General features: G+C 71.5%; 10 protein-coding genes. All 10 read right to left on the bottom strand.

What is annotated here, in order from left to right:
• Positions 1 to 11: 11 nt before the first annotated feature.
• The 10 genes from ftsZ to ABZ564_RS03165 all read right to left on the bottom strand — a co-directional run bounded on the left by ftsZ (position 12) and on the right by ABZ564_RS03165 (position 13,033).
• Entirely contained in the window at positions 12 to 1,235 is a 1,224-nt protein-coding gene (ftsZ, locus tag ABZ564_RS03210; protein ID WP_360848595.1) for a cell division protein FtsZ, read from the bottom strand.
• A gap of 276 nt (positions 1,236 to 1,511) precedes the next feature.
• The gene (locus tag ABZ564_RS03205) at positions 1,512 to 2,306 is read right to left on the bottom strand and encodes an FtsQ-type POTRA domain-containing protein (RefSeq protein WP_360848592.1); all 795 of its coding nucleotides are present in this window, start codon (positions 2,304 to 2,306) and stop codon (positions 1,512 to 1,514) included.
• A 51-nt stretch (positions 2,307 to 2,357) separates the two neighbouring features.
• The gene (gene murG, locus ABZ564_RS03200; RefSeq protein ID WP_143622508.1) at positions 2,358 to 3,452 is read right to left on the bottom strand and encodes an undecaprenyldiphospho-muramoylpentapeptide beta-N-acetylglucosaminyltransferase; all 1,095 of its coding nucleotides are present in this window, start codon (positions 3,450 to 3,452) and stop codon (positions 2,358 to 2,360) included.
• A gap of 6 nt (positions 3,453 to 3,458) precedes the next feature.
• Positions 3,459 to 4,793, bottom strand: coding sequence for a putative lipid II flippase FtsW (gene ftsW, locus ABZ564_RS03195; RefSeq protein ID WP_360848588.1), 1,335 nt, complete (start codon positions 4,791 to 4,793; stop codon positions 3,459 to 3,461).
• 112 nt (positions 4,794 to 4,905) lie between these two features.
• Positions 4,906 to 6,333, bottom strand: coding sequence for a UDP-N-acetylmuramoyl-L-alanine--D-glutamate ligase (gene murD / locus ABZ564_RS03190; RefSeq protein WP_360848886.1), 1,428 nt, complete (start codon positions 6,331 to 6,333; stop codon positions 4,906 to 4,908).
• Positions 6,330 to 7,400, bottom strand: coding sequence for a phospho-N-acetylmuramoyl-pentapeptide-transferase (gene mraY, locus ABZ564_RS03185; RefSeq protein ID WP_360848585.1), 1,071 nt, complete (start codon positions 7,398 to 7,400; stop codon positions 6,330 to 6,332). The genes murD and mraY overlap by 4 nt, the downstream gene beginning before the upstream one ends.
• Positions 7,397 to 8,803, bottom strand: a complete 1,407-nt coding sequence (gene murF / locus ABZ564_RS03180; protein WP_360848582.1) for a UDP-N-acetylmuramoyl-tripeptide--D-alanyl-D-alanine ligase — start codon at positions 8,801 to 8,803, stop codon at positions 7,397 to 7,399. Before murF ends, mraY begins: the two co-directional genes overlap by 4 nt.
• A 4-nt stretch (positions 8,804 to 8,807) precedes the next feature.
• Positions 8,808 to 10,379 (bottom strand): UDP-N-acetylmuramoyl-L-alanyl-D-glutamate--2,6-diaminopimelate ligase, encoded by a 1,572-nt coding sequence (locus ABZ564_RS03175; RefSeq protein ID WP_360848579.1) that lies wholly within the window; start codon positions 10,377 to 10,379, stop codon positions 8,808 to 8,810.
• 164 nt (positions 10,380 to 10,543) lie between these two features.
• Positions 10,544 to 12,529: a penicillin-binding protein 2 gene (locus tag ABZ564_RS03170; RefSeq protein ID WP_360848576.1), complete on the bottom strand. Its 1,986-nt coding sequence runs from the start codon at positions 12,527 to 12,529 to the stop codon at positions 10,544 to 10,546.
• A 6-nt stretch (positions 12,530 to 12,535) separates the two neighbouring features.
• Positions 12,536 to 13,033, bottom strand: a complete 498-nt coding sequence (locus tag ABZ564_RS03165) for a cell division protein FtsL (protein ID WP_360848883.1) — start codon at positions 13,031 to 13,033, stop codon at positions 12,536 to 12,538.
• Positions 13,034 to 13,084: the final 51 nt, after the last annotated feature.

Raw genomic sequence — 13,084 nt, 5'->3', positions numbered from 1 at the left:
GTGCGGATCTATCACTTCAAGAAGTCCGGTACGTCCAGCTCTTCGGCCTGGGAGTCCGAGTAGGGACGGGCCGGCGGGACGTGCGGCGGAACGGCGACCGGCGGAAGGTGGGTCTCACCCGAAACCGGAGCCGGCTCGGCCTGCACCGGCGGCTCCTCGCGCGGCGGGACGGAACCCAGTCCGCCCGACTGGCGCACCGGCTCGGGAGCGGCCCGGACCGGCGTCGGGGCCGGCTCCTCGCGCTTGGCCGTGTTGCCTCCCAGGGCGATCTCCCGACGGGCCGGCGGCTGTCCGCCGTCGAAGCCCGCCGCGATGACGGTGACCCGCACCTCGTCGCCGAGGGCGTCGTCGATGACCGCGCCGAAGATGATGTTCGCCTCGGGGTGCGCCGCCTCGCTCACCAGCTGGGCGGCCTCGTTGATCTCGAAGAGACCGAGGTCGCTGCCGCCGGAGATGGAGAGCAGGACACCGCGGGCGCCGTCGATGGACGCCTCCAGGAGGGGCGAGGAGATCGCCATCTCCGCGGCGGCCACCGCGCGGTCGTCGCCACGGGCGGAGCCGATGCCCATGAGCGCCGACCCGGCCTCGGACATGACCGACTTGACGTCGGCGAAGTCGAGGTTGATCAGACCCGGGGTGGTGATGAGGTCGGTGATGCCCTGGACACCCGAGAGCAGGACCTGGTCGGCCGACTTGAACGCGTCGAGCACGCTGACCTGGCGGTCCGAGATGGACAGCAGCCGGTCGTTGGGGATGACGATGAGGGTGTCGACCTCTTCGCGGAGCTCGGCGATGCCGTCCTCCGCCTGATTCGCGCGACGCCGGCCCTCGAAGGTGAACGGGCGGGTGACCACACCGATCGTGAGGGCGCCGAGCGAGCGCGCGATGTTGGCGACGACGGGTGCGCCACCGGTGCCGGTGCCGCCGCCTTCGCCTGCGGTGACGAAGACCATGTCGGCCCCCTTGAGGACCTCCTCGATCTCCTCACGGTGGTCCTCTGCCGCCTTACGACCGACGGCCGGGTTCGCCCCGGCGCCCAGGCCGCGGGTGAGTTCGCGGCCGACGTCGAGCTTGACGTCGGCGTCGCTCATCAACAGGGCTTGCGCATCCGTGTTGATCGCGATGAACTCGACGCCCTTGAGGCCGACCTCGATCATTCGGTTGATGGCATTGACACCACCGCCGCCGACACCGATGACCTTGATGACTGCGAGGTAGTTCTGCGGTGCTGCCACGTCGAAGGCCTCTCGCCTCGAGTTACGTGTCGTCGCTTGACGGTGATGCCGCCGCGACGACGGATGCCGATTGGGACGGTCCGAACGCCGACCCGAACCCTAACGTTCAAGTTTAGGGTTACCAGTGTGTCTGCTTCATGGACTCTTCCGCACAGGACACTAAGTCGACAAGCGGCGCCCGTTCAACGAACACGCCGAACCTCCCGTTTTTCTTTTCACCCTATGTGATCACCCGTAGCGCTGACCAACCAGGGTGCTGGCCAGGCCAAATGTGCGTCAACCACCCGACACCGCAGGAGCGGTGGGGGCACTCACGTCGAAGTGTCCCGCTTTGGGTGCGGCTTTCATGAGCGCGGTGAGAACTCTCGCCTTCACCGCGCCCGCTTCACCACTTCCCCACATCACCGTGCGATCCCCGCTGAGTTCCAGGGAGATGGCGTCGTACGAGGCGACCCGGACGACCCGGGTGTCCTCGGCGACACCGCCGGGCAGATCGCCCGCGACCCGGACCGCTTCGCGCACCAGCCGGTCACTGCCGAAGCGGCGCAGACCGGCGGAGCGGCCGGCGGCCGATTCCAGCAGGGGCACGTGCGCGGGCGCCTTGCCCACTGTGGCGAAGCGCACGCCCTCGGCGTCCACTTCAATGAACTTCGCGCCCTTTTTCACCAACAGGACCGGCTTTCGTTCGGTCACTTTAAGTCCGATGCCGTGCGGCCATGACCGAACGACATCCACCGAGCCGATACGCGGCAGCTTCCGGCGCAGCCTCTTCTCGATCGCGCCGGTGTCCACGGAGGCGAGCGGGGCGTCCATGGGCACCGCGGCCGCGCGCTCCACCTCGGCCGGCGTCAGCACCCGGACTCCGGTGATCCTGACCTGTTCGACCCTCAGCCAGGAGGAACCGTACAGCGCCCAGACCGCGCCGGAGCCGAGCAGCAGCACGGCCGCGCCGATCAGGATCAGCAGCCGTCGCCGGGGAACGCGGCGCCCCTCGGGACGTGGGCGCGGCGGCCGGTTCGGGGCGTCCTCCTGTTTCCCTGCACCGCGCTGGGCGGTCGTCGGTCCGGCCACGCTCGCTCCTTACGCCGGGTCCGGGGGCCATCGCCCCCGGACCCGCCCGCCTCACGCGTTACGGCGTGCGGCAATCGCCTCGTACACCATGCCGACCAGCAGATCGTCGGCGTCCCGGCGGCCGAACTCGGCGGCGGCGCGGGACATTTCATACAACCGGTGCGGATCGGACAGCACCGGGAGGACGTTGCCCTGCACCCACTCGGGGGTGAGCGCGGCGTCGTCCACCAGCAGGCCGCCGCCGGCGTTGACCACCGGCTGGGCGTTCAGCCGCTGTTCGCCGTTGCCGATGGGCAACGGGACGTAGGCGGCGGGCAGTCCGACGGCGGAGAGTTCGGCGACGGTCATCGCGCCCGCGCGGCAGAGCATCATGTCGGCCGCGGCGTACGCGAGATCCATCCGGTCCACGTACGGTACCGGGATGTAGGGGGGCATCCCGGGCATGTTGTCCACGCGCGGCAATTCGTTCTTCGGACCGACCACGTGCAGGATCTGGATGCCGGAGCGCTGGAGCAGCGGAGCGACGCGCTGCACCACCTCGTTGAGGTGACGGGCGCCCTGCGAGCCGCCGGAGACCAGCAGCGTCGGCAGGTTGGGGTCGAGGCCGAACGCCGCGCGCGCCTCGGGGCGGACGCGGGCCCGGTCGAGGGTGGCGATGGTGCGGCGGAGCGGGATGCCGATGTAGCGGGCGCCGCGCAGCTTGCTGTCGGGCGTGGAGACGGCGACGCCGTGCGCGTAGCGCGAGCCGATCTTGTTGGCCAGACCGGGCCGGGCGTTGGCCTCGTGGACCACGATGGGGACGCCCGCGCGCTTGGCGGCGAGATAGCCCGGCAGGGCCACGTAACCGCCGAAGCCGACCACGCAGTCGGCCCTGGTGCGTTCCAGGACCTGCTCGGCGGCCTTGATGGTGCCGCGCAGCCGGCCCGGGACGGTGATGAGTTCGGGGGTGGGCTTGCGCGGCAGCGGTACGGCCGGGATCAGGGCCAGTTCGTACCCCCGCTCGGGTACGAGCCTGGTCTCGAGTCCGCGCTCCGTGCCGAGAGCGGTGATCCCCACGCTCGGGTCCTGCCTGCGCAGGGCGTCCGCGAGGGCCAGCGCGGGCTCGATGTGGCCGGCGGTCCCCCCGCCGGCGAGTACGACATGCACCGAAATTCACCGCTCTCCGGACGAACGCTTCTTGACGCGCCGTCTCATCGTCTTCCATCTCACCCCGGGCCTCCGCACGGCCAGGGCCGCCTTCGCGGCGGGCTCGTCCCGCGCGAACGCGATCAGCAGCCCGACGGCGAACATGGCCGGCAGCAGGGCCGACCCGCCGTAGGAGAACAGCGGGAGCGGGACACCGGCGATCGGCAGCAGGCCGAGCACCGCACCGATGTTGATCACGGCCTGCGCCGTGATCCAGGTGGTCACACCTCCCGCTGCGTACCTCACGAAGGGGTCCTCCGTGCGTCCCGCCACGCGGATACCCGCATAGCCTAGAGCCGCGAAGAGGGCGAGCACCGACAGCGTCCCCGCCAACCCCAGTTCCTCCCCGGTGATGGCGAAGATGAAGTCGGTGTGAGGTTCGGGCAGTTGGCCCCATTTTTCCACACTTGCACCGAGGCCCGATCCGAACCATCCGCCCGACGCCAGAGCGTAGATCCCGTGCACGGCCTGCCAGCAGGAGCCGCCGGGGCCTGGCTCGCTGGCTCCCATGCAGTCCAGCCTGGACATGCGGTTGGGGCTGGTCTTGATCAGCAGGAAGCCGATGAGACCGGCGGTGGCGAGCACGCCGGCGAACAGCCGGGTGGGCGCGCCGGCCAGCCAGAGCAGCCCGAACAGGATGGCAGTGAGAATGATCGCAGTGCCCATGTCGCCGCCGAGCATGATGAGTCCGAGCAGCATGAAGGCGACCGGCACCAGCGGCACCAGCATGTGCTTCCACTGGGTCAGCAGCCGTTTGTCCTGTTTACGGGCGAGCAGGTCGGCCCCCCACAGCAGGAGGGCCAGCTTCCCGAACTCGCTGGGCTGGAGCTGGAAGGGCCCGCCCAGGTAGAGCCAGTTGCGGTTGCCGTTGACCGACATCCCTATCCCCGGCACCTGGACCAGGACCATCAGGAAGACGGCGCCCAGGAGCAGCGGGTAGGACAGCGCGCGGTGCAGCTTGACCGGCATCCGGGCGGCGGCCGCCATCAGCCCGGCCCCGATCACGGCGGCCAGGAACTGCTTGCGGAAGAAGTAGGTCCCGGGCTTGCCCAGTTCCAGGGCCTTGATCATCGAGGCGGAGTAGACCATCACCAGTCCGAGCACGGTGATCAGCAGTCCGGCGCCCAGGATCACGTAGTACGCCGTCAGCGGGCGGTCCCAGGCCCGCCGGGCCCGCTCGTACAGCCGCCGCGCACCGCCGCCGCGCGGGCTGCGGGGGCTGCCCGCGTTCCGGGCCCGCACCGCCGCGGGCCGCCGGGCCTTGGCAGCGGGCCGTACCCGCACGCTCTCTTCGGCCGGCATGTCCCTGTCCCCTCCACTGCTCGTGCCCGGGGCCCCGGCGCCGGGGCCCCGCCCCGGCACAGCCGTACGCGCCCCGGTGCTCCGGGACGGTACGGCGCGGCGGCCGGGCCCGTCAGGCGCTCTCGGCGGCGCGGGCGCGGACGGCATCCGCGAAGGCCTCGCCCCGCTTGTTGTAGTTGACGAACATGTCCATGGAGGCGCAGGCCGGGGCCATCAGTACGGTGTCTCCCGGCCGGGCGAGCCGTGCGGCCTCGGCGACCGCCTCGGACATCGCCCCAGTGTCGGTCCGGTCGAGGTCGACCACCGGGACCTCGGGCGCGTGTCGCGCGAGGGCTTCGCGGATCAGGGCCCGGTCCGCGCCCATCAGCACGACGCCCCGGAGCCGCTTGGCGCAACCGGTCACCAGCTCGTCGAACGTGGCGCCCTTGGCCAGGCCGCCGGCGATCCAGACGATGGAGTCGTAGGCGGCGAGCGAGGCTTCGGCGGCGTGCGTGTTGGTGGCCTTGGAGTCGTCCACGTACGCGACGCCGTCGAGGTCCGCGACGTGCTCGATGCGGTGCGGGTCGGGACGGAAGGCGCGCAGCCCGTCGCGCACGGCGGCGGGCTCGACGCCGAAGGCGCGGGCCAGGGCGGCGGCGGCCAGGGCGTTGGCGATGTTGTGCGGGGCCGGCGGGTTGACGTCGGCGACCTCGGCCAGCTCCTGGGCCTGCTTCTGGCGGTTCTTCACGAAAGCCCGGTCGACGAGGATGCCGTCGACGACACCGAGCTGCGAGGGCCCCGGGGTGCCGAGGGTGAAGCCGATGGCCCGGCAGCCCTCCTCGACGTCCGCCTCGCGCACCAGGTCCTCGGTGGCCGGGTCGGCGGCGTTGTACACGCAGGCGACGCGGTTGCCCTCGTAGATCCGGCCCTTGTCGGCGGCGTACGCCTCCATGGAGCCGTGCCAGTCGAGGTGGTCGGGGGCCAGGTTGAGCACGACGGCGGAGTGGGCGCGCAGCGAGGGCGCCCAGTGCAGCTGGTAGCTGGACAGTTCGACGGCGAGCACGTCGTACGTCTCCTCGCCGAGCACGGCGTCCAGCAGGGAGACCCCGATGTTGCCGACGGCGGCGGTGCGCAGCCCGGCGGCCTCCAGGATGGAGGCGAGCATCCGTACGGTCGTGGTCTTTCCGTTGGTGCCGGTGACCGCGAGCCAGGGTGCCGGCTCCCGGCCGTCCCGCCCGCGCAGCCGCCAGGCGAGTTCGACGTCGCCCCAGACCGGGACGCCCGCCTCGGCGGCCGCGGCGAACAGCGGCTTGCCGGGCTTCCAGCCGGGGGCGGTGACGACGAGTTCGGTGGACGCGGGCAGGGTGTCGCCGTCGCCGAGGCGCACGGCGATGCCCTGCGCCTCCAGCTCGGCGGCCTGGGCGCGGGAGCGCTCGTCGTCGCCGTCGTTGACCACGGTGACGACGGCGCCGAGGCCGTGCAGCACCCGGGCCGCCGGGATTCCGGAGACGCCGAGTCCGGCGACCGTGACGTGCTTGCCCTGCCAGTCCACGTTGCTCACTTCTTGGCTGCCCATCCTGCGTAGAAGAGGCCGAGTCCGACGATCACGCACATGCCCTGGATGATCCAGAAGCGGACCACGACAAGGACTTCGGACCACCCCTTGAGTTCGAAGTGGTGCTGGAGGGGGGCCATGCGGAAGACGCGCTTGCCGGTCATCTTGAACGAGCCGACCTGGATGACGACGGACAGCGTGATCATCACGAAGAGGCCGCCGAGGACCGCCATCAGGAATTCGGTGCGGGAGCAGATCGCGAGGCCCGCGAGCGCGCCGCCGAGGGCGAGCGAGCCGGTGTCCCCCATGAAGATCTTGGCCGGCGAGGTGTTCCACCACAGGAAGCCGAAGCAGGAGCCCATCAGCGCGGAGGCCACGACCGCGAGGTCGAGCGGGTCGCGCACCTCGAAACAGGCGCTGGGGTTCGTGAGGGTGGTGGCGTTGGCGCAGGACTCCTGGAACTGCCAGAGCCCGATGAAGGTGTACGCGCCGAAGACCATCACCGACGCGCCGGTGGCCAGGCCGTCCAGACCGTCCGTCAGGTTCACGCCGTTGGACATGGCGAGGATCATGAACAGCGCCCAGACGACGAAGAGCACCGGGCCGATCGACCAGCCGAAGTCCTCGACGAACGAGAGCTTGTCGGACGCCGGGGTGTTGCCGCGGGCGTCGGCGAACTGGAGCGAGAGCACCGCGAAGGCGATCCCGACTATCAGCTGGCCGGCCATCTTCGCCTTGGCCCGCAGACCGAGCGAGCGCTGCTTGACGATCTTGATGTAGTCGTCGAGGAAGCCGACGAGTCCCATGCCGGTCATCAGGAAGAGGACCAGCACACCGGAGAAGCGCATCTCCTCGCCGGTGATCACCTTCGCCAGGAAGTACGCGATGAGCGTCGCCAGGATGAAGGCGATGCCGCCCATCGTGGGCGTGCCCTTCTTGGACCCGTGGGTGCGCGGGCCGTCGTCCCGGATGAACTGCCCGTATCCCTTGCGGGCCAGGAGCTTGATCAGCAGCGGCGTGCCGACCAGGGTCAGGAAGAGCCCGATGGCTCCCGCGAAGAGGATCTGCCTCATCGGCCCGCGACCTCGCCCTCGGTCGCGTTCTCCAGCAGTGCTGTGACGACCTGCTCCAGGCCGACCGACCGGGACGCCTTCACCAGCACCACGTCTCCCGGGCGCAGTTCCCTGCGCAACAGGTCGACGGCAGCCTGTGCGTCGGACACGTGCACCGACTCCTCACCCCACGAACCCTCGTTGTATGCGCCCAGTTGCAGCCAGGAGGCTTCTCTGCCCCCGACCGCGACGAGCTTGCTGACGTTGAGCCGGACGGCGAGCCGTCCGACCGCGTCGTGCTCGGCGAGCGAGGCGTCGCCGAGCTCGGCCATCAGGCCGAGCACCGCCCACGTACGACGCCCCTTTCCCATGGCGACCAGCGCGCGGAGCGCGGCCTTCATGGATTCGGGGTTGGCGTTGTAGGCGTCATTGACGAACGTCACGCCGTCCGGACGCTCGGTGACCTCCATGCGCCAGCGGGAGAGGGTGCCCGCCTCGGAGAGCCCTTCGGCGATCTCGTCTGCGGACAGGCCCAGCTCATGGGCGACGGCGGCCGCGGCGAGCGCGTTCGACACGTGGTGCTCACCGTACAGGCGCATGGTCACCTCGCTGCACCCGGTGGGTGTGTGGAGGCGGAACGCGGGGCGTCCGTCGGCGGTGAGGCGCACGTCTTCGCCCCGTACGTCCGCATCCGCGGCTTCGCCGAAGAGGACCACCCGGGCCTTGGTACGGGAGGACATGGCGCGTACCAGGGGGTCGTCGGCGTTGAGGACCGCGACGCCGTCCTCGGGCAGCGACTCGACCATCTCGCCCTTGGCCTGGGCGATCTGCTCCTTGCCGCCGAACTCGCCGATGTGCGCGCTGCCGACGTTGAGCACGAGGCCGATGCGCGGGGGGACGAGTCCGGTGAGGTAGCGGATGTCCCCGATGTACCGGGCGCCCATTTCGAGGACCAGGTGCCGGGTCTCGTCGGTGGCGCGCAGCGCGGTGAGCGGCAGGCCGATCTCGTTGTTGAGGTTGCCCTCCGGGTAGACGGTGGGCCCCTTGCGCTCCAGGAGTTGCGCGATGAGGTCCTTGGTGGAGGTCTTGCCCGCGGAGCCGGTGAGGGCGACGACGGTGGCGCCGAGGCGGCCGACGACGGCGCGGGAGAGCGCGCCGAGGGCCGCCACGACGTCGTCGACGACGATCGCGGGCACGCCGAGGGGACGGGTGGCCAGGACGAGGGCCGCGCCCGCCTCGACGGCGCGCTCGGCGTAGTCGTGGCCGTCGGCCCGTTCGCCGGCGAAGGCGACGAACAGGCTGCCGGGCGTCACCTTGCGGGAGTCGATGACGACCGGCCCGCTGACGGTTACTGCCGGATCCGGTATGTCGTGCGTCTGCCCGCCGACGATTTCGGCGATCTCGGCGAGGGAAAGGGCGATCACTTGGTCATCCCTGACTGTTGTTCTCGTGGTGGGAGGCACTCCGGTCGGCGCCGTCGTGCCCCAGGGACCGCTCGATGGCCGCGCGCAGGACCACCCGGTCGTCGAAGGGGCGGACGACACCGTGGACGTCCTGGCCCTGCTCGTGGCCCTTGCCGGCGACGAGCACGGTGTCGCCGGGCTCGGCCCGGCTCACCGCGGCGGCGACGGCCGCGGCCCGGTCGGCGTCGACGAGCACGTCGCCGCGCTCGTGGACGGGCACCTCGGCGGCGCCGGCGAGCATGGCGGCGAGGATACCGAGGGGGTCCTCGGAGCGGGGGTTGTCGGAGGTCAGTACGGCGGTGTCGGCGAGCCGGGCCGCCGCCGCGCCCATCGGGCCGCGCTTGGTGGTGTCGCGGTCGCCGCCGCAGCCGAGGACGACGTGCAGCCTGCCCTTGGTGACCTTGCGCAGGGAGCGCAGCACGGACTCGACGGCGTCGGTCTTGTGCGCGTAGTCGACGAGCGCGAGGTAGGGCTGTCCGGCGTCGATCCGCTCCAGCCGGCCGGGCACCCCGGGCACGGCCGCGATGCCGTCCGCCGCGGTCTGCGGGTCGACGCCGGCGACGGCGAGGGCGACGATCGCGGCCAGGGTGTTGGCGACGTTGAACGGGCCGGGCAGTGGGGCCTTGGCGGTGACCCGCTCGCCCTGGGGCCCGACGGCGGTGAACGTGGAGCCGAGTTGGCCGACGACGACGTCCTCGGCGCGCCAGTCGGCGTCCGGGTGGCCCTCGGCGGAGAAGGTCGTGATGGGCACGGAGGCCTCGGTGACGAGCCTGCGGCCGTACTCGTCGTCGTGGTTGACGACGCCCCGCCTGCTGCGCTGCGGGGTGAACAGCCGGGCCTTCGCCTGGAAGTAGTCCTCCATGCCGGAGTGGAACTCCATGTGCTCCGGGCTGAGGTTGTTGAAGACGGCGACGTCGAAGACGCAGCCGTCGACCCGGCCGAGGACCAGCGCGTGGCTGGAGACCTCCATGGTGACGGCGTCGACACCGCGTTCGCGCATGACGGCGAACAGGGCCTGCAGGTCGGTGGCTTCGGGCGTGGTGCGCTCGGACTTGATGCGCTCGTCGCCGATCCGCGTCTCCACGGTGCCGATGAGCCCGGTGGAGCGTCCGGCGCCGCGGAAGCCGCCCTCGACGAGGTAGGCGGTGGTGGTCTTGCCGGACGTGCCGGTGATGCCGACCTGCAGGAGGTCCGCGCCGGGGCGGCCGTAGATCTCGGCGGCGAGTTCGCCCATCCGGCCGCGCGGGTCGTCGGTGACCAGCACCGGGATCCCGGTGGCCCGGGCGCGTTCGGCGCCGGACGGGTCGGTGAGGACGGCCACCGCGCCGAGACCGGCCGCCTGGGCGGCGAAGTCGGCACCGTGCAGGCGGGCGCCCGGCAGGGCCGCGTACAGGTCTCCGGGGCGCACGGCCCGGGAGTCGTGGGTGATGCCGGTGACGTCGCCGGTACCCGGCGGTTCGGCTCCCAGCCGGTCTGCGAGCGTGGCCAGGGACGTCGGCCGCAGCCGGTCCGGGCGGGGCGCTCCCGGGTAGTTCACAGGCGCGTCCTTCTGGGTCGTTCGGGACTGTTCAGCGTGGGGCACGGCGGTGAGCGTACCGGGCGCACCCGGCCTCTCGCGAAGTGAGGGGGCACCGGAACGGACGTTCTCGTTCCGGTTTCCGGGGTCGGGGGTGATGGTTGTCACTGGTGGTCTCCGCGAGTTCACTCGCCGGTTCCGAAGAAGACCGGCAGCTTGGCCGGCGGGCGGCCGGACGGGGGTGTCTGGAGTGTCTTGAGGGCGAATTCCATGACCTGCTTGTAGACGGGACCGCAGGTCTGGCCGCCGAAGTGGCTCCCCTTGGTGGGATTCTGGATCGCGCAGTAGACGGTGACCTGCGGGTCGTCGGCGGGCGCGAAACCGGCGAAGGACGCGGTGTAGCCGTGGTAGCCGCCGCGCACCGGGTCGACGCGGTTGGCGGTGCCGGTCTTGCCCGCGATCCGGTAGCCGGGGATCTGGGCCTTCGTACCCGTGCCCTCCTGATCGCTGACCACCGATTCGAGCATGGTGGCGAGCGTCTTGGCGGTCTTCTCGCTGACCACCCGGGTCTGTTCGGGTGCGTCGGCCGGGGTGAAGCGGCCGTCCGGCCCCCTGGTGCCGCGTACGAGGGTCGGTTCGATCCGTACGCCGCCGTTGGCGATCGTCGAGTAGATCGAGGCGGCCTGCATGGCGTTGAGGGAGAGGCCCTGGCCGAACGGGATCGTGTACTGCTGCGAGGTCGACCAGTCCTGCGGCTTGGCGAGGAGGCCGGGCGTCTCTCCGGGGTAGTCGAGGCCGGTGGGCGAGCCGATGCCGAATTTCCTCAGGTAGGAGTACAGCACCTTGTTCGCCTCGGCCTGGGTCCCGCCCAGCTGACCGGTGGCCATGATGGTGCCGATGTTGCTGGACTTGGCGAGCACGCCGTTGAGCGTCAGCTGCCAGGTGGGGTGGTCGATGTCGTCCTTGAAGAGGCGGTCGCCCCGGTGCAGCCGGTTGGGGACCGTGACGTGCGTACGGGGGGTGGCGACGCCCTCCTCCAGCACGGCGGCCATGGACATCACCTTGCTCGTGGAGCCGGGCTCGTAGACGTCCTGGAGGGCCGCGTTGCCCAGTGAGGCGGCGTCGGCCTGCGAGAGGTCGTTGGGGTCGAAGCCCGGGGCGTTGGCCATGGCGAGGACCTCGCCGGTGCGGGTGTTCTGCACGATGACGTAACCGCGGTCGGCCTTCGACTTCGCCACCTGGTCGGAGATGGCCTTCTGGGCCGCCCACTGGATGTCGCGGTCGATGGTGAGCTCGATGTCGGAGCCGGCCACCGCCGGGACCTCCTTGGTCCCCGCCGTGGGCACCCGTCGGCCGCCGGACTGGGCGTACTTGATCGTGCCGTCCTCGCCCGCGAGCTGCTTGTCCAGCTGGGATTCGAGGCCGCCCGCGCCCTTGCCCTCGGCATTGACGTAACCCAGTATCCCGGCGGCCAGGGCGCCGTTGGGGTAGATCCGCTTGGTGGTCGCCTCCTGGAAGACGCCGGCCAGCACGTTCGCGCCGGGTCCGCCGGCCGCCTCGTCCTTCGCGGCCTTCTCGGCGAAGACGGACTTGAGGTCCTTGATCTGCTTCCAGACCTGCGGGGTCTGCCTGCGGGCCAGGACCGCGTACCGGCTCTTGGGCTTGGAGAGCTTCTTGACCAGTCCGTCCGCGTCGACGCCGAGGATGGGCGCGAGCAGGGCGGCGGCCTGCTGGGGGGCGTCGGGCGCCTTGCTGTCGGCCGGCGTGAACATCTTGGGGTCGGCCGTGATGTCGTACGCGTCCACGCTGGTGGCCAGCGCGATGCCGCTGCGGTCGGTGATCTCACCGCGCTCCGCGGCGACGGTGTAGCTCAGGTAGCGGTTCTTCTCGGCCTTCGCGGCGTACGCGTGCGCGTCGACGGCCTGGACCTGGAGGAGCCGCACGACGAACGCGACCATGACGAGCGTCAGGGCGAGGCTGATCAGCCGCAGCCTGGGGCGGGGACTGCCCAGCCGCAGCGTCCGGCCGGTGCGTCCGCGCGGCGCCCGTCCGCGCGGCGCGGCGGACGGGCGCCGCCGCTGCTGGGGGCGGGGCCGGCCGGACGCCGCGGCGGCGTTACGGGGACGCGCGGGGCCGGGGACCCGGCGGCGCGGTGGTTCCTTGGAGGGCACTGCGTGTCACCTGCCGGGGCTCGTGGAGGGCTGGGCTGCCGGGGTGCCGGAAGCCGTGGGCCCACCGGGTCCGGTCGCCGCGGTGCCCGTGGGGGTGGGCGCGGGCGTGCCGGCGGACGGGGACGCGGCCGGTGCGGGGGCTTCGGCGGGGGCGGCGGGCGTGGTCGGCGCGGGCGCGGTGACCGGGGCCGGCGCGGCCTTGGAGGGAATGCCCCGGATCCTGCCGTCCGGGCCGAGGAAGGCGGGGCTGCCGCCGGGGACCATGCCCAGCTCACGGGCGCGGCGCGCCAGGGCGTCGGGCTCGGAGGAGGCGTCGACGTCGCGCTGGAGGGCCTGCTGCTCGTCGGTCAGCTCGGTGGTCCGCTTCTTCAGCTCGCTCAGCCGGAAGGAGCCTTCGTTGAGCGCGGAGTTGAGCAGGAGCAGGGTGATCAGGCCGCCGCCCAGGAGCAGGACGACCAGCAGGACGAACGGGGCCCGGGCCGCGGTGCTCGGCCCGGCGGGCATCAGCCGGGTGAGCCGTGCGGCGCGTCCTTGTCGCTGCCCGGCCGGTTTGCT

The organism is Streptomyces sp. NPDC019224 (assembly GCF_040632605.1).
In the GTDB taxonomy this organism is placed as follows: Bacteria; Actinomycetota; Actinomycetes; order Streptomycetales; family Streptomycetaceae; genus Streptomyces.
Note: the sequence above shows the minus strand (reverse complement) of the source record. Positions and strands in the feature narration are given on the sequence as shown.